Origin of the sequence: Streptomyces sp. CBMA123 (assembly GCF_014596465.1) — a bacterium.
GTDB lineage: Bacteria > Actinomycetota > Actinomycetes > Streptomycetales > Streptomycetaceae > Kitasatospora.
In genome coordinates this window covers 48679-66039 of the sequence record NZ_MECK01000101.1, presented here as the reverse complement: position 1 = coordinate 66039, position 17361 = coordinate 48679, and the positions used below count along the sequence as shown (strand labels likewise).

At 74.4% G+C, this 17361-nt stretch carries 12 protein-coding genes; 5 read left to right on the top strand and 7 right to left on the bottom strand.

The window, feature by feature from the left end; genetic code table 11:
- Positions 1–133: 133 nt before the first annotated feature.
- Entirely contained in the window at positions 134–664 is a 531-nt protein-coding gene (locus BG452_RS14510) for a hypothetical protein (RefSeq protein WP_188304691.1), read from the bottom strand.
- Positions 665–778: 114 nt separating this feature from the next.
- Positions 779–2140 (bottom strand): MFS transporter, encoded by a 1362-nt coding sequence (locus tag BG452_RS14505; RefSeq protein WP_411292948.1) that lies wholly within the window; start codon positions 2138–2140, stop codon positions 779–781.
- Between the two features lie 589 nt (positions 2141–2729).
- Between BG452_RS14505 and BG452_RS14500 the strand changes: the two genes are divergently transcribed.
- Together BG452_RS14500 and BG452_RS14495 are read left to right on the top strand one after the other, a co-directional pair.
- The gene (locus BG452_RS14500) at positions 2730–3611 is read left to right on the top strand and encodes a DUF3027 domain-containing protein (RefSeq protein WP_188304699.1); all 882 of its coding nucleotides are present in this window, start codon (positions 2730–2732) and stop codon (positions 3609–3611) included.
- A gap of 465 nt (positions 3612–4076) precedes the next feature.
- A complete protein-coding gene (locus BG452_RS14495; RefSeq protein ID WP_317621039.1) occupies positions 4077–7373 on the top strand; it encodes a sacsin N-terminal ATP-binding-like domain-containing protein in 3297 nt (1098 codons plus the stop codon).
- On the opposite strand, the gene BG452_RS14490 is transcribed toward BG452_RS14495, so the two are convergent.
- From BG452_RS14490 to BG452_RS14480, 3 genes are all read right to left on the bottom strand, one after another.
- Positions 7370–7618, bottom strand: a complete 249-nt coding sequence (locus tag BG452_RS14490) for a hypothetical protein (RefSeq protein ID WP_188304689.1) — start codon at positions 7616–7618, stop codon at positions 7370–7372. The two genes, BG452_RS14495 and BG452_RS14490, sit on opposite strands and share 4 nt — an antisense overlap.
- 102 nt (positions 7619–7720) lie before the next feature.
- On the bottom strand, positions 7721–10177 hold the full coding sequence (locus BG452_RS14485) for an HAD-IC family P-type ATPase (RefSeq protein WP_188304688.1): 2457 nt from the start codon (positions 10175–10177) through the stop codon (positions 7721–7723).
- 52 nt (positions 10178–10229) lie between these two features.
- The gene (locus BG452_RS14480) at positions 10230–10532 is read right to left on the bottom strand and encodes a DUF2530 domain-containing protein (protein ID WP_188304687.1); all 303 of its coding nucleotides are present in this window, start codon (positions 10530–10532) and stop codon (positions 10230–10232) included.
- A gap of 195 nt (positions 10533–10727) precedes the next feature.
- Here BG452_RS14480 and BG452_RS14475 point away from each other — a divergent pair, with 195 nt between their 5' ends.
- From BG452_RS14475 to BG452_RS14465, 3 genes are all read left to right on the top strand, one after another.
- Positions 10728–12188, top strand: coding sequence for an NCS2 family permease (locus BG452_RS14475; protein WP_188304686.1), 1461 nt, complete (start codon positions 10728–10730; stop codon positions 12186–12188).
- Positions 12189–12550: 362 nt separating this feature from the next.
- Positions 12551–13474, top strand: a complete 924-nt coding sequence (locus BG452_RS14470; protein ID WP_188304685.1) for a DUF4231 domain-containing protein — start codon at positions 12551–12553, stop codon at positions 13472–13474.
- 240 nt (positions 13475–13714) lie between these two features.
- Complete coding sequence (locus BG452_RS14465; protein ID WP_188304684.1) at positions 13715–15424, top strand: hydrogenase maturation protein; 1710 nt, start codon at positions 13715–13717, stop codon at positions 15422–15424.
- Positions 15425–15622: 198 nt separating this feature from the next.
- On the opposite strand, the gene BG452_RS14460 is transcribed toward BG452_RS14465, so the two are convergent.
- Both BG452_RS14460 and BG452_RS14455 read right to left on the bottom strand, forming a co-directional pair.
- Complete coding sequence (locus BG452_RS14460; RefSeq protein ID WP_188304683.1) at positions 15623–16453, bottom strand: MHYT domain-containing protein; 831 nt, start codon at positions 16451–16453, stop codon at positions 15623–15625.
- Between the two features lie 302 nt (positions 16454–16755).
- Positions 16756–17247: a VOC family protein gene (locus BG452_RS14455; RefSeq protein ID WP_223242203.1), complete on the bottom strand. Its 492-nt coding sequence runs from the start codon at positions 17245–17247 to the stop codon at positions 16756–16758.
- Positions 17248–17361 lie beyond the last annotated feature (114 nt).

The window sequence follows — 17361 nt, the reverse complement described above, 5'->3', positions numbered from 1 at the left end:
GGCGCCGCCGGGCAGGCCGCGCAGCACCGCCTCGGCCTCGGCGGGCACCGCGACGACGACGAGCAGCCGGGCCCGTTCGGGGCCCGGCTGCCCGGGGTGCGCGTCGGCGACGTGCGCGCTCATCGCGGGAGCGTCAGCTGCCCTGGGTGTTCATCCGGAAGTACCAGACGGCGATCGGGCTCTCCGACTTCTTGTCGATCTCGACCACGGTGACCACGGTCTTGCCGCTGGAGTTCAGCACCGTGCTGGCCGGCTGGGAGCCGGAGAAGGTCGGGCCCTGGGCGTACGAGAACAGGCTGGTCTGCCCGCCCTGGGCGCTCGCGCCGCCGTTGGTGGAGGCCCACCAGCCGGTCTTGGCCACGTTCGGGCTGACGCCGACGCCGACCCGGTCGCTCGTCCGCACGTCGGACTGCGGCAGGTTGCCGTTGGCCAGGGCCTCGTTGGCCTTGGTCCGGCACTGGTCCTGCTGGTCGTCGGTGAGCGGGCTGCCGCCGTTCCAGCACAGCGGGTCCGCGGCGATCGACGTGGTGCCGACCTGCAGGGTGGCCCGGTGGGAGTTGTGCTCGGTCTGTCCGGCGGCGATGGCCACGGAGGTGCCCACCGTGGCGGCGCCGACCACGACGACGGCCCCGAGGGCGGCGATGACACGGGTATTGAGGCTCATGCGTCAGAATCTACCGAACCCGGCCGATCACGCTACGCGGGGGTCGGCCGCCGCGTGTTGCCGCGGCACCCGGACCGGGCCGGTTCGGGACGGTTCCAGCGGGTTCGGGCCGGTTCAGGCCACCCGGGGCGCGGCCGGGTGACGCCGTAGACCCAGCCGCAGCAGCGAGTGGACCGTCCACAGCAGCACCAGGCCGACCACCGCGGCCGCGATCGACAGGCCCAGCACCCCGTTCAGCGGCAGCACGATGCCGACCCCGCCGCCCGCCACCCAGGCCAGCTGCATCAGCGTCTCCGAACGGGCGAACGCCGACGTCCGCACCGCCTCCGGGACGTCCCGCTGGATCAGCGCGTCCAGCGCCAGCTTGCCCAGCGAGGCCGCCATCCCGGACACCCCGGCGACCAGAATCACCGTCACCACGCCGTACCAGAGCGCGGCCGCCGCCGTCGCACCCGTCGCCAGCAGCAGCATCGCGGTGACCGTCGCCTCCGGGCCGCGGGTGCGCAGCCAGGAGCCCAGCACCGAACCCAGCGCGTTGCCCGTCCCGGCCGCCAGCGCCACCAGGCCCAGCGCCAGGGTCGGCCGCAGGCCGCCGATCGGGTCGGTGCGCAGCAGGAACGCCAGGAAGAACACCAGGAAACCGACCAGCCAGCGCATCCCCGCCATCGCCCGCAACGCCAGCACCACCGAGGGGCCGACGGTGCGCAGCGAGGCCTTGACCTTCGGCGGCTTGTGGTGGATCAGGTGGGAACCCCCGCCCTCGCCGGCCAGCTCGGCGTGCAGCACGGCCCGCTGCTCGCCCTTCGCCGAGTCGACCGTGTGCGGCAGGTGGAAGGCCATCAGGGTGCCGATCACGAACACCAGGAAGGCACCGCGCAGCGGCCAGCCCGGCCCGATCAGGTGCAGCAGCCCGCCCACCGCGGCCGCCACCCCGGTGGCCAGCAGCCCGGCCAGGGTGACCCGGGAGTTCGCCTTCACCAGGGACAGCCGGCTCGGCAGCAGCCGGGGCACCACCACACTGCGCACCACCCCGTACGCCTTGGACGCCACCAGCACGCCCAGCGCCTCCGGGTAGAGCGCGATCCCGCCGCCGGCGATCACCCCGGCCATCGTCCAGGCCAGCACGGCCCGGGCCAGCATCGACATCGCCATGGCCGCCCGGCGGCCGTGCGGCAGCCGGTCCAGCAGCGGGCCGATCACCGGGGCGAGCAGGGCGAACGGGGCCATCGTGATCAGCAGGTAGAGGGCGACCCGGCCGCGGGCCTCGCCGGTGGGGACGGAGAAGAAGATGGTGGAGGCCAGCGCGATGGTGATCAGCATGTCGCCGAAGGAGTTCAGCGCGTGCAGCTCGATCAGCTTCGCCAGGCCCGACTCGCCCGCGCCCTCGGCCGAGGTGGCGCGGCGGATCCGGCGGCCGGTGCCGTGCACCAGTTTGCCGGTGCGCAGGCCGGCCGCGGAGGCGGTGCGGACCAGGATATTGCGGTGCGGCTCGGGGGCCTCGTCCGCGGGGGCCGGGTCCTCCGGCAGGTCGTTCTCGGGCAGGTCGTCGGGCAGGTCGTCCGGCGGGGCGTCCAGCGGGTCGTCCTCGGGCGGAACGGGCTTCTCCAGGCTGACCGGGGCGGTTGCGGACGCCCCGCCGTCGTCCGCCGGCTGCGGTTCGCCCGCAGCGGGGACAGGAGGCTGCTGTCGCGGCACGGCGTCCGCCTCGTCGGGGTTGCCGGCCTGCGAGGGGCGCAGTGCGTGCTGCGACGGGTCGTCGTCCGCCACATGCTCATCCTGCCCCAGATTCGCCCGGGGTGACCCGGGAATCGGCAGGGCCCGGCGCGGCCTCGGAACGGTCGGCTCCGCCCCGGACTGTGCCGGGGCGCCGACCGGCGGGTAGCCTGCCCCAAGGTCCGTCCGCCGTGGCGCCGGGGCGCCGGCAGGCCGGACGAGCGGCGCGGCCGGTACCCGACGCGGCCCCGGGTCGCGCAGAATGGACGAGGGACTACCGAGCCGCGACGAGAAGGCAACACGCCGTGGGCGACAGAAGAACTGGGAGAGAATCGACGCCGTGAGTGCTGCGATGCGAAGCCGTACCCCCGACCGGCTCTGTGCCGAGGCCGTCGAACTCGCCCGCCAGGCAGCCGAGGAGGCCGTCGGGCCCGAGGCCGTCGGGCCGCACCTGGGTGTGCAGGCGGACGCCGACCGCGTCGTCACCCACAGTTTCGAGTGCCTGGATGCGGCCTACCGCGGCTGGCACTGGGCGATCACCGTCGCCCGCGCCCCGCGGGCGAAGAACGTGACGCTGGACGAGGTCGTGCTGCTGCCCGGCGAGGACGCCGTGCTGGCGCCCGAGTGGGTGCCGTGGAGCGAGCGGCTGCGCCCGGGCGACATGGGCCCCGGCGACCTGCTGCCCACCGGGGCCGACGACGAGCGGCTGGAGGCCGGCTGGAGCGGCGATGACGAGCCCGCGCCGAACTCCGCGGTCGCCCTGGCCGCCGAGGAGGACGTGGTCGTCACCGACCCGCACGTCCAGCCCGCCCCGGCCCGCGCCCAGATCAACGCGGTCGCCGACGAGCTGGGCCTGGGCCGCAGCCGGGTGCTCTCCCGGCTCGGTCTGCACCTGGCCGCCGACCGCTGGGAGAAGGCGCACGGCCCGCAGACCCCGATGGCGCAGGCCGCGCCCGCCGCGTGCGGCAGCTGCGGTTTCCTGATCCCGATCGGCGGCTCGCTCGGACAGGCCTTCGGCGTGTGCGGCAACGAGTTCGGCCCGGCCGACGGCCAGATCGTCTCCTTCGCGTACGGCTGCGGCGGGCACTCCGAGGCGGCCGTCATCCCGGCCCCGCCGGCGCCGTCCGAGCTGATCCTGGACGAGCTGGTGGTCGAGCCGCTGCAGCTCCACCCGGACCGCGCCTCCGGCTCGGTCGAGCCGGACGCCCCGGCGGAGGAGCTCGGCCACTCCTGAGCCGGCGTCGCCCGCGGCCCGTCCCATCTGAACCGGTGGGGCGGGCCGCGGCGTTCCTCCTGGTAGGGGCGCCCGTTCGCCGTGGTGCCCCGGCTGGCCTGCCGTCCGCGGGGACCCCCAAGCTCGCGGAGGGCGGCAGGGCGGGCCGTCGGCCCGGCAGTGGGGTGCCGGGTCGGCGGGCCCGTCACCCCGTCAGCCCCCCGCCGCCGCCCGTCGCCTCCCCGCCGTCGCCTCCGCCCGCCGCCGCAGGTGCCGCTGGTGCCCCTGGGGCCTTCGGGGCCTTCGGGGCCTGAGTGCCGGACCGGGCGCTCCGCGGAACCGGCCGCTGACGGGCCTTCGCCTGCGGATTCCCCGGCCGGGGACGGTCCGTCGATGCCCACCGGAGCGGTCCGTGGTCGGGAGCAGTCGGTGGGGCAGGGAAGAATGCCCCTACGACGTACAGGGCGGCGGAAGGCGGCAGGTCCCGTGGAACCTCGGATCATCGGCAGTGGCACGGACGAGCACCTCGCGGACCCGTTCGGGAGCGCCGCGCTGCGCCGACGGGTGCTGGACGCCTGGGCCGCCTCGCCCGCCCGGTTCCGGGAGGACGCCAACGCCGAGGAGGAACTGGCCCTCGGCGGCTACCGCGACCGCCTGGTGGTCGAGTTGGCGCAGAACGCGGCCGACGCGGCCCTCCGGGCCGGGCACGGCCCCGGACGGCTGCGGCTGACCCTCGCCGACGGCGTCCTCGCCGCCGCCAACACCGGCGCCCCGCTGGACGCGGTGGGCGTCGAGTCGCTGTCCACCCTGCGCGCCTCCTCCAAGCGCGGAGAGCAGCCCGCCGTCGGCCGGTTCGGCGTCGGCTTCGCCGCCGTCCTCGCCGTCACCGACGAGCCCGCCGTGCTCGGCGCAGCCGGCGGGGTCCGCTGGTCGCTGGGCGAGGCCCGCTCGCTCGCCGAGGCGCAGCCCGCGCTCGTCGACGAACTGCGCCGCCGGGACGGCCACGTGCCGCTGCTGCGGCTGCCGTTCGCGGCCGAGGGCCCGGCCCCCGTGGGCTACGACACCGTGGTGGTGCTGCCGCTGCGGGACGCCGCCGCCGAGGACCTGACCAGGCGTCTGCTGGCCGGGATCGACGACGCCCTGCTGCTCACCCTGCCGGGCCTGGCCGAGGTCGTGGTGGAGACCCCGGAGGGCACCCGGACGCTCACCCGCGGCGCCGCCGAGCCGCGCCCGGACGGCGTCACCGAGGTCACCGTCACCGACGACGAGGGCGGGCGGCTGCGGCGCACCCTCTGGCAGACCGCCGGCGCCTCCGGCCGCCTGGACGCCGAACTGCTCGCCGACCGGCCCACCGAGGAGCGCGCCCGCCCGTACTGGACGGTCACCTGGGCCGTCCCGGTGGAGGAGGACGGCACCCCGCAGCGGCCCGCCATCGCGCCGGTGCTGCACGCCCCCACCCCCAGCGACGAGCCGATCGGACTGCCCGCGCTGCTGATCGCCTCCTACCCGCTGGACTCCACCCGCCGGCACATCGCCCCCGGCGCGCTCACCGACTTCCTCACCGAACGCGCTGCCGACAGCTACACCGACCTGCTGCGCGCCCGCGGCGCGGACCTCGGCTCGCTGGGCCTCGTCCCCGGGCCGCTCGGGCAGGGCGCGCTGGACAACGCGCTGCGCGCCGCGGTGCTCTCCCGGCTCCCCGGCACGCCGTTCCTGCCGCACCCCGGCGGCACCGAGGAGGGCACGCCCGCGCTGCGGCCCCGGGACGCGACCCTGCTGGAGGGCGCGGACGGCTCGGTGGTCGAGGCGCTCGCGCCGATCTTCCCCGGGCTGCTGCCGGCCGGCCTGGAGCGCCGCACCGAGCTGCGGGTGCTCAACGTGCGCCGGGTGCCGCTGGCCGAGGTGGTGGACCAACTCGGCGGTCTGGACCGGGACCCGGCCTGGTGGCGCAACCTGTACGCGGCGCTCGGCGCGGCCGACCCGGAGGCCCTCGGCGCGCTGCCCGTGCCGCTCGCCGATGGGCGGACCGTCACCGGGCCCCGGCGGGTCCTGCTGCCCTCCGAGGACGCCGACTGGGCGGCCTTCCCCGGCTACCCCGAGTCGCTCGCCGGGGCCCTGGCCGCGCTCGACCTGCGGCTCGCCCACCCCGAGGCCGCCCACCCGCTGCTGGCCAAGCTGGGCGCCGGCACCGCCACCCCGGCCGGGGTGCTGGACACCCCCGAGGTGCGGGCCGCCGTCGCCCGCTCCTACGAGCTGGCCGACGACGACCTGGACGCCGCGCTGGAGCTGGCCGACGCCGTCCTGGCCCTGGTGAAGGCCGCCGAACCGGGCGTCGGCGAACACCCCTGGCTGGCCCGGCTGGCGCTGCTGGACGACGAGGGCGAGCCCGCCCGCGCCGGCGAACTGGTGCTGCCCGGCAGCCCGTTCGCCGCGCTCGCGCGCGAGGAGGACGCCGGCTGGGTGGACGACGAGCTGCTGGAGCGCTGGGGCCCCGAGGTGCTCGCGGCCGTCGGCGTGCTCGCCGACTTCGTGCTGGTGCGCGCCGAGGACGTGGTGCTCGACCCGGACGACCTGGAGCGGCTCGACCCCACCGCCCCCGCCGACCGGGCGGCCGGCGGCCACCCCACCGGGCTGCTGGACGAGGCGCCCGACGGGCTCGCCGAATGGGCCGAGGACGCCCTGGAGGCACTGAACGCCGACGAGGTCATCGGCGTGCCGCCGGTGGCCGCCGAACTGCTGGCCGTCCGGGACCTCGACCTGGTCGACGACGACGCCTGGCCCCAGGCGCTCGCCGCGCTCGCCCGCCCGCCGTACCGGGACGCCGTGGTCACCCCGGTGCGCACCCTGCTGCCGGACGGCACGTACACCGACCTGCCGCCGTACACCGCCTGGTGGCTGCGCGACCACCCGGTGCTGGGCGGCCGCGAGCCCGCCGGGCTGCGCGCCGCCGGGGCCGACCCGCTGCTGCGCGGCCTGTACGACGAGGCGCGCACCACCCTGGACGAGCAGTTCCTGCACGCGCTCGGGGTGCGCACCACGCTGTCCGCGCTGCTCGCCGAGGTGCACGGCCCGGACGAGGTGCTGGACCGGCTCACCGACCCGGCCGCCGAGGTCGGGCACCGCCAACTGCACGGCATCCACAGCGCGTTGGCCCGGGTCGACCGGGAGCGGATCGAACCGCTCGACGTGGTGCGGGCGCTGCCGCCGCTGGACCCGGCCACCGGCCGCCGCCCGGACCACACGGTGATCGTGGACGCCACCGAGGCGGTCGTCGCCGACGCCCCCGACCTGGTCCAACTGCTGCACCCGTACCCGCTGTTGCCGGTCGCCCCGGCGCTCGCCGCGGACCTCGCCGAGCGGCTGCACGTGTCGCTGGCCAGCGAGGTGGCCGGCGGGCGGGTGCTCTCCGAGGGCGTGCTGCACCGCGTCCCGGCGGTGGTGCGGGAGCTGCTGCCCGGCTGCCCGGTCGCCTACGAGGAGCACGAGGAGCTGCTGGTGGTCGGCCCGGACGGCGGCGAGGCCGCCGTCGACTGGCGCTGGGACCACGAGGCGGACGCCCCGGAACCGCCGTACGATCCGGAGCTGGCCGAAGCCGACGACGAGGATGACGAGTTCGAGGTCCCGCCGGTGCCCGGACTGCTGCACGCGGCCACCCCGGAGGGCCTGGCGGCCGGGCTCGCCTGGTCGGTCGGGCAATGGCACCGGCGCTTCGAGGTGCTGGCCGCGCTCAGCGAGCCGGACCGGGCCTACGAGCTGTCCGCGGCCCGGGACTTCGAGGGCTAAGGCCTGTCGGGTCGGCCCGACCGGCCGGACAGGGCCTCACCGCCGCGCGGCTTGAGCCGCAGGTAGACGGTGGTGGTGACGGTCAGCCAGACCGCGCCGAGCGTCACCATCGCCGCCGTCTTCAGGGTGGGCGTCGGCCTGGCGGCCAGACCGACGCCCACCATCGCCAGCGCCGTCAGCCCGGCCGCCAGCAGCCCGCCCAGGAAGGCGATGAACGCCTCCAATTCCCCACCCTTGCGCGCCATTCGGCACCCCCTCTCGGGGGCCATGCTAGGGCGTGTCTTTCGGATCACGACGACCGCTTGGCGTGATCCGAAAGACACGCCCTAAGCGCAGGGGCCGTTCGCTCACTCCATGCCGCGGCGCTTCATCCAGGCCCAGCCGACCTCCAGCACCACGCCGCAGACCAGGGCGATGGCCACGCCCGTCCACGGGTCGCGCCAGCCGACCAGGGAGAGCTCGAAGAAGTCCGACAGCCACGGCACCGTCAGCACCAGCGCGAAGGCGAAGCACATGGTGCCGATCAGCAGCAGCCGCCACCAGTTGTACGGGCGGGCGACGATGGCGAGCACCCAGATGGCGATCAGGAAGAGCGTCAGGGTGGCCACGCTGGTGTCGGCCTTGAGGTCGGTGGCGTGGTCGGAGCGGGCCAGCGAGTAGGCGACGAAGGTGCCGGTGCCGGCGATGACGCCGCCGGGCACGGCCAGCCGCAATACCCGCTTCACGAAGCCGGTGCGGGCCCGCTCGTTGTTGGGGGCGAGGGCGAGGAAGAAGGCCGGCACGCCGATGGTGAGGGTGGACAGCACGGTGGAGTGCCGGGGCAGGAACGGGTACGGCGAGTGGGTGAAGATCACCAGCAGCGCCAGCAGGACGGAGTAGACCGTCTTGACCAGGAACAGCCCGGCCACCCGCTCGATGTTGCCGATCACCCGGCGGCCTTCGGCCACCACCGAGGGCAGGGTCGCGAAGGAGTCGTTCAGCAGCACGATCTGGGCGACCGCCTTGGTGGCGTCCGAGCCGGTGCCCATCGCCACGCCGATGTCGGCGTCCTTGAGTGCCAGCACGTCGTTGACGCCGTCGCCGGTCATCGCCACGGTGTGGCCGCGCGACTGCAGCGCCCCGACCAGCTGGCGCTTCTGCTGCGGGGTGACCCGGCCGAAGACGCTGGTCCGGTCGGCGGTCTCGGCGAGCTGCTCGGGGTCCTGCGGCAGGGTGCGGGCGTCCAGCGGGCGGTCCGCGCCGGGCAGCCCGAGATGGCCGGCCACCGCGCCGACCGAGACGGCCGCGTCGCCGGAGATCACCTTGGCCCGGACGTTCTGCCCCTCGAAGTAGCGCAGGGTCTCGGCGGCGTCCGCGCGCAGCCGCTGCTGGAGCACCACCAGGGCCAGCGGGGTGAGGCCGGCCGCCGGGTCGGGGGAGTCCAGCGGGACGGGTGTGCGGCCGAGCAGCAGCACCCGCAGGCCCCGGGAGCCCAGCTCGTCCACCTCGGCGAGCGCCGGGTGCCCGGCGGGCAGCAGCACGTCCGGGGCGCCGAGCAGCCAGCTGGCCTCGCCGCCCTGGGGCTCCAGCAGCTGGACGCCGCTCCACTTGCGGGCGGAGGAGAAGGGCATCGCCTCGATCACCCGCCAGCCGTCGCCGCCCGGGCCGGCGCCGTCGCCGCGCCCGTACGCGTCGATGACGGCCTGCATGGACGGGTTGGGGCGGGCGTCGGCCCCGGCCATCACGGCGAGCGCGTGCTGGATCGTGTCCTTGTCGACCGGGGCGGACTCGCCGTCGGAGAGCACCCGCAGGTCGATGACGTCCATGCCGCCCTCGGTGAGGGTGCCGGTCTTGTCCAGGCAGACGGTGTCCACCCGGGCCAGGCCCTCGATCGCGGGCAGCTCCTGGACCAGGCACTGCCGGCGGCCCAGCCGGATCACCCCGATCGCGAAGGCGACCGAGGTCAGCAGCACCAGGCCCTCGGGGACCATCGGCACGATGCCGGCCACCATCCGGCGCACGGCCTCGCGCCAGTCGCGGCCCTCCACGGCCAGCTGGCTGATGATCAGGCCGATCGCGGTGGGGATCAGCAGGTAGGTGATGAACCGCAGGATGCTGTTGATGCCGCTGCGCAGCTCCGACTTCACCAGGGTGAACTTGCTGGCCTCCTCGGCCAGCTGCGCCGCGTAGGCCTCCCGGCCGACCCTGGTGGCGGTGAACGCGCCGGCGCCGGCCACCACGAAGCTGCCGGACATCACCTGGTCGCCGGGCTGCTTGAGGACGGGGTCGGGCTCGCCGGTGAGCAGCGACTCGTCGATTTCCAGGCCGTCCGCCTCGGTGACCTCGCCGTCCACGATCACCTTGTCGCCGATGCCGAGCAGCACGGTGTCGTCGAGGACGATCTCGGAGACCGGGACCTGCTGGACGGCGCCGTCCCGGCGGACCTGCGGCCTGGTCTCGCCGATCAGGGCCAGGCTGTCCAGGGTCTTCTTGGCGCGCAGCTCCTGGATGATGCCGATCGCCGTGTTGGCCACGATGACCAGGCCGAACAGGCCGTCCTGGAGGGGCCCGACGATCAGGATGATCCCGAACATGACGCCGATGATGGCGTTGAACCGGGTGAAGACGTTGGCCCGGACGATCTCCTTGGCGGACCGGCTGGACCGCACCGGGACGTCGTTGACCCGTCCGTCCGCCACCCGCTCGGCGACCTCCGCGGTGGTCAGGCCACCGCGCCGTCCGGGCAGCAGGCCGAGCGGGTGCGCTCCGTCCGGGCGGCCTCCGTCGGTCGGCTGCTCTTCCGCGGGCTGGGCAGGCTGCGTCATGGCACCGACTCTACGGGTGCCTTATGTCCGGTGCGTGCTACTAAAGGACTATTCAGTCCGACTGGGTGGACGGGCTCTGGCCGCCGTCCCCGGAGGTGTCCCGCGCGGCCTCGGCGGCACGGCTGCGGGCGATCGCGTCCCGCCGGGCGCGGCAGTACCAGAGGCCGATCAGGCCGAGCAGGCCGCCGGAGAGGCAGATCCACGGCCAGGTGCCGTGGCCGTGGTCGGAGAGGGTGCCCTGGAAGGGGAGCAGGGCGAGGAAGGCGACGAACCACAGCACCGTGCCGCCGCCGACGATGGCGACGTCATTGGCCTCCAGCGGAGGGGGCGAGGGGTGCAGCGGCGTCTTGGGCATGGGGCCTAGCGTACGGTGCGCGGGGGGCTCGGGGGGTGTGGCGGGTGCCCGGCCGGCGGCCTCCGGCGGCCCTCGGTGCTCTACGCGCGAAGATAGCGCGTGTGCGATCCGGAAACCATACTTAAAGGTCTACGCCCGGCCACCGTCGTCCCGGGTGGAACCCTCCTCCTCAGCTCCCCCACAGAGGACGCCCGCATGCCTGTGGTCCAGTCGGCCACCGAGTCGCCCGAACCCGCCTCCAGCGCGCCCACGCCCCCCTCCGGCGCCCTGGACCGCTACTTCAAGATCAGTGAGCGCGGCTCCACCCTGCCGCGCGAGATCCGCGGCGGTGTCGCCACCTTCTTCACCATGGCGTACATCCTGGTGCTGAACCCGATCATCCTGGCCAGCGCCACGGACATGACCGGGGCTCACCTGGACAGCGCCCAGCTGGTCACCGCCACCGCCCTCACCGCGGGCCTCACCACCCTGCTGATGGGCGTGGTCGGCAATGTGCCGATCGGCCTGGCCGCCGGCCTCGGCGTCAACACCATCGTGGCGCTGCAGCTCGCACCCAAGATGACCTGGCCGGACGCCATGGGCATGGTGGTGCTGGCCGGCTTCGCGATCATGCTGCTGGTCGCCACCGGCCTGCGCGAGCGGGTCATGAACGCCGTCCCGCTCGGCCTGCGCAAGGCCATCGCGATCGGCATCGGCCTGTTCATCACCCTCGTCGGCCTGGTCGACTCCGGCTTCGTCAGCCGCATCCCGGACGCCGCCCACACCACCGTCCCGCTGCAGCTCGGCGGCAACGGCCACCTGCTCGGCTTCCCGGTGCTGGTCTTCGTGGTCGGCCTGCTGCTGACCCTGATCCTGGTCATCCGCAAGGTGCCCGGCGCAATCCTGATCAGCATCGCCGTCTCCACCGTGCTGGCCGTGGTGATCGACAAGTTCGCCGACGTCCCGGCGCTCAAGTGGGGCCTCACCGTCCCCACCTGGCCCGGCAACCCGGTGGCCGCCCCGGACTTCGGCCTGGTCGGCAAGGTCAGCCTGTTCGGCGGCTTCGAGAAGGTCGGCGTGCTGACCGGCGTGCTGTTCGTCTTCACCGTGCTGATGTCCTGCTTCTTCGACGCGATGGGCACCATCCTCGGCGTCGCCGACGAGGCCCACCTGCTCGACGAGAAGGGCGACCTGCCGGGCATCAACAGGATCCTGATGGTCGACGGCATCGCCACCGCGGCCGGCGGCGCCGCCTCCGCCTCCGCCAACACCTGCTTCGTCGAGTCCACCGCGGGCGTCGGCGAGGGCGCCCGCACCGGCTTCGCCTCGATCGTCACCGGCCTGCTCTTCGTGGTGGCGCTCTTCCTCACGCCGCTGGCCACCATGGTCCCGGCCCAGGCCGCCACCCCGGCCCTGGTCACGGTCGGCTTCCTGATCCTGGCCAACTCGATCAAGGAGATCGACTGGGCGGACTACACCATCGCGATCCCGGCCTTCCTGACCATCGTGATGATGCCGTTCACCTACTCGATCACCAACGGCATCGGCTTCGGCTTCATCGCCTTCTGCGTCCTGCGCCTGGCCGCCGGCCGCGGCCGTGGCGTGCCGGCCCCGATGTACGTGGTGGCGGCGGTGTTCGCCTTCTACTACCTGATGCCGGCCTTCGGCCTGCTCTGACGCCGTACGGCCCTCGACGGCCCCGCCCTCCGGAACCGGAGGGCGGGGCCGTCGGCGTCCGGGGCGGCGTTCTCCCGGGCCGCCGGCGTTCCGGTCGGGGCCCGGGCCGGCGTCCAGCAGGCGGGCGATCAGGGTGCGGTGGTCCTCGACGGCGTAGTCCGGGGCGGCGCCCCAGAACGCGGCCTGGCGGTGCGGGTCGGCGCAGTCGATGACGAGCTTCCAGTGCAGTGGCATGCGACCGGGTGTACCGGCCCCGGCTCGGGGGCAATCACCGGCGATCGGAAGGTGTCAAAAAGGTGACTGTGTAGGGCAGTTGGCGGCGGGCATACTGCCTGGACGGAGACGGGGAGGGGACTCGACCGATGGTGCAACAGGATCCGCCCGGGGGAGTCGAGGCGCGACTGCTGCCGGAGTTGTTCTGGCGGGCGGACAAGGCCTCGCTGGACGGACAGCGCGAGACGCTCCGCTGGCACCGCGGGCTGATCGCCATGCTGGTGGTCGCCGCGCTGATCGGCTCGCTCCCGGGCCCGGACCACAAGGGCGACAGCGATATCAAGCCACTGTTCTCGGTGGCCGCCTTCCTGATCGCCGGCTACTTCTGGTCCCGGCTGCGCCGCAGCAACCCGCAGGGCCGGTGGTACGAGGCGCGGGCGGCGGCCGAGTCGGTCAAGACGCTGGCCTGGAAGTACAGCGTCCGGGCCAGCCCGTTCGGTGGCGACGCCGACTCGCCGGACGCCGACCGCGGCTACCTGCTCCAGGTCGAGGACGTGCTGCGGGCCTTCGAGGACCCGGAGATCGTGCCGCCCGGCAGCGTCCCGGAGATCACCGAGGAGATGCGCCGCGCCCGGGCCGACAGCCTCGCCGCCCGGCGCACCCTCTACCTGCGCACCCGGGTCGAGAGCCAGCGCACCTGGTACCGCTCCCGGGCCGATTCCTGCGAGTCCCAGGCGGTCTCCTGGGGGCTCGGCATCGCGACGCTGATCATCATCGGCGCGGCGGCGGCCATCGCCCAGGCCACCGGCGCCCTGGAGGTGCACATCTTCGGCGCCAGCTCGGCCGCGGCCGCCGCGATCATCGCCTGGACCCAGCTCAAGCAGCTGCGCCCGCTGGCCGCCGCCTACCAGCTGGCCGCGCGCGAACTGGAGAACGTCGGCAACCAGCTCTCCGACCTCGACCTCAAGACGCCGGACGCCGAGGAGCGCTGGGCCCGGCTGGCCGCCGAGGCCGAGGACGCGGTCTCCCGCGAGCACACCACCTGGCGGGCCCGCCGGGCCTTCCCCCGGTAGCACCCGGGGCCGGTCGCGGGCCGGTCGCGGGCCGGGTCATGGTCCTGGCGCCGGGTGTCCGGCGCCAGGCCGACTCCGGGGAGGGGCTGGGGAGATCCGGCGAAGCGGGGCCACGCCGGGGCCACAGGTGTGCGGGGTGCGTGAGAGTAGAGCGCCGAGCCACGGAACGTGACCATTGCGTGTCCATGCCGTGGTTTCATCGCCTCCGCGCGACCCGCAGTCCCTGCCCGGAGGCCCCCTGTGCGCATTCTCCTGATCGCCACCGCGTTCAACAGCCTGACCCAGCGCGTCCACACCGAGCTGCGCGAGCGCGGCCACCAGGTCGCCGTCCAACTCGCCCTCGGCGACGAACAGATGAGGGAGGCGGTGGCCCGGGTCGACCCGGAGCTGATCGTCTGCCCGATGCTCACCAGGGCCGTCCCCGCGGACATCTGGTCCACCCGGACGGTCCTGATCGTGCACCCCGGCCCGAAGGGCGACCGCGGCCCCTCCTCGCTCGACTGGGCGATCACCGAGGACGCCCGGCGCTGGGGCGTCACCGTGCTGCAGGCCGTCGAGGAGATGGACGCCGGCGACATCTGGGCGTCCGTCGAGTTCGCCGTCCCCGAGTGCGGCAAGAGCGAGCTGTACCGGGGCGAGGTCGCGGACGCCGCCGCCGAGGCCGTCCTGCTGGCCGTCCAGCGCTACGAGGGCGGGCTGTTCACCCCCGAGCCGCTGGACTACACCCGCCCCGACGTGCGCGGCGAACTGCGGCCGTTCCTGCGCCAGGAGGCGCGCCGGATCGACTGGCAGCAGGACGACACCGCCACCGTGCTGCGCAAGCTGCGCGCCGCCGACTCCCAGCCCGGCGTGCTCGACGAGCTGTACGGACGCGAGTTCTTCCTGCACGGCGGCCACCCCGAGGACCAGCTGCGCGGCCCGGAGCCCGGCGCCGTCCTCGCCACCCGGGACGGCGCGATCTGCCGGGCCACCGTGGACGGCGCGGTCTGGATCCCCCAGCTGCGCCCGCGCCGTACCCCCGGCGGGCCGGTCACCTTCAAGCTGCCGGCCGCGACGGTGCTCGCCGACGAGCTGCACCGGGTCCGCGAGGTGCCGGTGAGCCCGGCGGACGCGGCCCGCCGCACCACCTGGTCGGAGCTGCGCTACCACGAGGACGGCGAGGTCGGCTTCCTCGAGTTCGCCTACGCGGGCGGGGCGATGGGCACCGAGCAGTGCCGCCGGCTGCTGGCCGCCTACCGGGAGGCCGCCGCCCGGCCCACCTCGGTGCTGGTGCTGGGCGCGCCCCGGGACTTCTACTCCAACGGGATCCACCTCAACGTCATCGAGGGCGCGGCCTTCCCGGCGCTGGAGTCCTGGGAGAACATCAACGCGATGGACGACCTGGTCGAGGCCGTCCTGACCACCGACGACAAGCTGACCGTCGCCGCCCTGGCCGGGAACGCGGCGGCCGGCGGCCTGATGCTGGCGCTGGCCGCCGACGAGGTGTGGTGCCGGGAGTCGGCGGTGCTCAACCCGCACTACCGGCTGATGGGCCTGTACGGCTCCGAGTACTGGACGTACACCCTGCCCGCCCGGGTCGGCGCCGAGCAGGCCGAGCGGCTCACCACCGAGGCGCTGCCGGTCGGGGCCGAACACGCCCGCCGGATCGGCCTGGTGGACCGTACGGCCGGCGGGGACGCGGCCGGGTTCCGGCGCTGGGTGGCCCGGGAGGCTGCCGCGCTGGCGGACGCGCCGGAGCTCACCGGGCGGCTGGTGGACAAGAAGCGGCGCCGCGCCGAGGACGAGGAGGCCAAGCCGCTGGCCGAGTACCGGGCCGAGGAACTGCGCCGGATGCACGCCAACTTCTACCGGGCGGGCGAGCCGTACCACGCGTTGCGGCGGGACTTCGTGCGCAAGGCCTGCCCGGTGGCCACACCGGAGCACCTGACCGGGCTGCTCGGCCGGCCCTGAGAGCTCACGCGGACGTCCGGCCGGGGTGGGGGACCCGGCCGGACGTCGGTCCTTCCAGCGCTGGGCTTCAGCGCCGGTTCGGGGCGGTCCGGCGCAGTGCGGTGCCGCTCGGGACGGTTCGACGCGGGGCGGTCCGGCGCAGCGCGGTGCCGTGCGGGGCGGTCCGGTTCAGCGCGGTGCCGTTCGGGGCGGTGCCGTTCAGCGCCGGGCGCCCGAGCCGGTCATGGAGCGTCGCTGCTGCGGGGGGACGCGCGGCGGCCGGGGCGGCAGCGGGGCCGCCGGGCCGGCCAGCAGGGGCTGGGTGGAGGGCTTGCTCGGCGAGACGGCGAAGGCCAGTGAGCCGAAGAAGACGTAGCAGCCCAGTCCGACGCCGAGCGGGAAGATGAACTGCAGCGCCATCACGCCGCTTTCGGTGGAGCGCGAGAAGTCCAGCTGGACGGAGAGCGCCGCCATGCCGGTGTAGTGCATCGCGCAGACGGCCACGCCCATCACGGGCGCCGCGGCCAGCACGGCGAGGGTGCCCCGGATGTTGAGCGCGGCCCAGAGCGCGGCCGTGGCCGCGAACACCGCGATGCCGACCGACAGCCAGACCGTGACGTGGTCGTAGCCGAGGTGGCCGGGCAGGACCATCGCGGCCATGCCCAGGTAGTGCATCGCGGCGACCCCGAGTCCGGTGGTCAGCCCGCCGATCAGCAGGGACAGCACGGGCCGGCGGCGCCAGTACCCGACGGTGAACAGTCCGACGCCCACCACGGCGACGGCGACCAGCAGGCTGAGCACGGTCAGCCCCGGCTGGTAGGTGATCTCGACGCCGCTGACCGAGAAGCCGAGCATCGCGATGAAGTGCATGGACCAGATGCCGGCCCCGAGCGAGGTCGACGCGAACAGCAGCCAGATCACCCGGCTGCGGCCGGTGGAGACGAGTGCCCAGCGGGCGCTGCGCAGGGCGACGAAGGCGCCGAGGCAGGCGACGAAGTACGAGACCGCTGGTGTCACCCAGCCGTGGTCGGCGTGATGGATCGCACCCAATTGAACTCCCTGGACGAGGGGTTGAGGGCGCCAGGGCTCGGGCGGACCCGGCAGGCCGGGTCGCCGGGAAGAAGTGGGGGAAGGGGCACGGAACGGGTGCCATCGAGAGGAGACCTGGCGTGTGCTGCCCCTGACAACGGGGACAGTAACGACTGCCGGGCAGTCGCACAATGTTCGGGTTTTTCGTGAACTCCCAGGTCAGAGCGGACCTTTACGCTGCCTGCAAGATCTCGGCACCAAGCCCTGACATCGCCTGCGCACGACCCCCGGGCCCCGCCGCCCGCCGCCGCCCCCTGCTGCGCCTACTGCCCGACGGCCTGGTCCAGCGGGGCCAGTCCGAACGGGTGACCGGCCGGGTCGATCAGCACCCGGAGCGTGCGGCCGTGCTGGTAGCTGGGCTCGGTCGCGCCGAGCGCGAGCGCCTTCGCGGTGGACTCCTCCAGGTCGTCGACGTAGAAGTCCAGGTGGAAGTGCTTGCTGCCGTCCGGCTCGGTCCACGGCTCCGGCCGGTAGCCGGTGACCCGCCCGAAGCCCAGCGGGCTGCCGCCCTCCGGGTTGTCCAGGATCGCGAAGTGCTCGTCCACGTGCCGGGTCTCCCAGCCGAGCAGCTCGCCGTAGAAGGAGGCCAGTGCGATCGGGTCGGCGCAGTCGATGGTGACCATGGCGAGCCGGGCGAAGCCGGTGTCGTCCGGCGCGGACTGCGGGTCCGGCAGGGTCTGCGCGGGCCGGACGGCCGGTGCGGACCGGACGGCCGGCGGCGACTGTACGGACGGTTCGGAGGCGAGGTCGGACATCACTGGTCGGCCCTTCCGGAGTCGGGAACGATCACCCATCACCAATATGGCACCGGGCCGATCCTCCGGCACGGTGGGAACCCGTTTTTCCTTAGCGAGAGTAATGACGTAAGC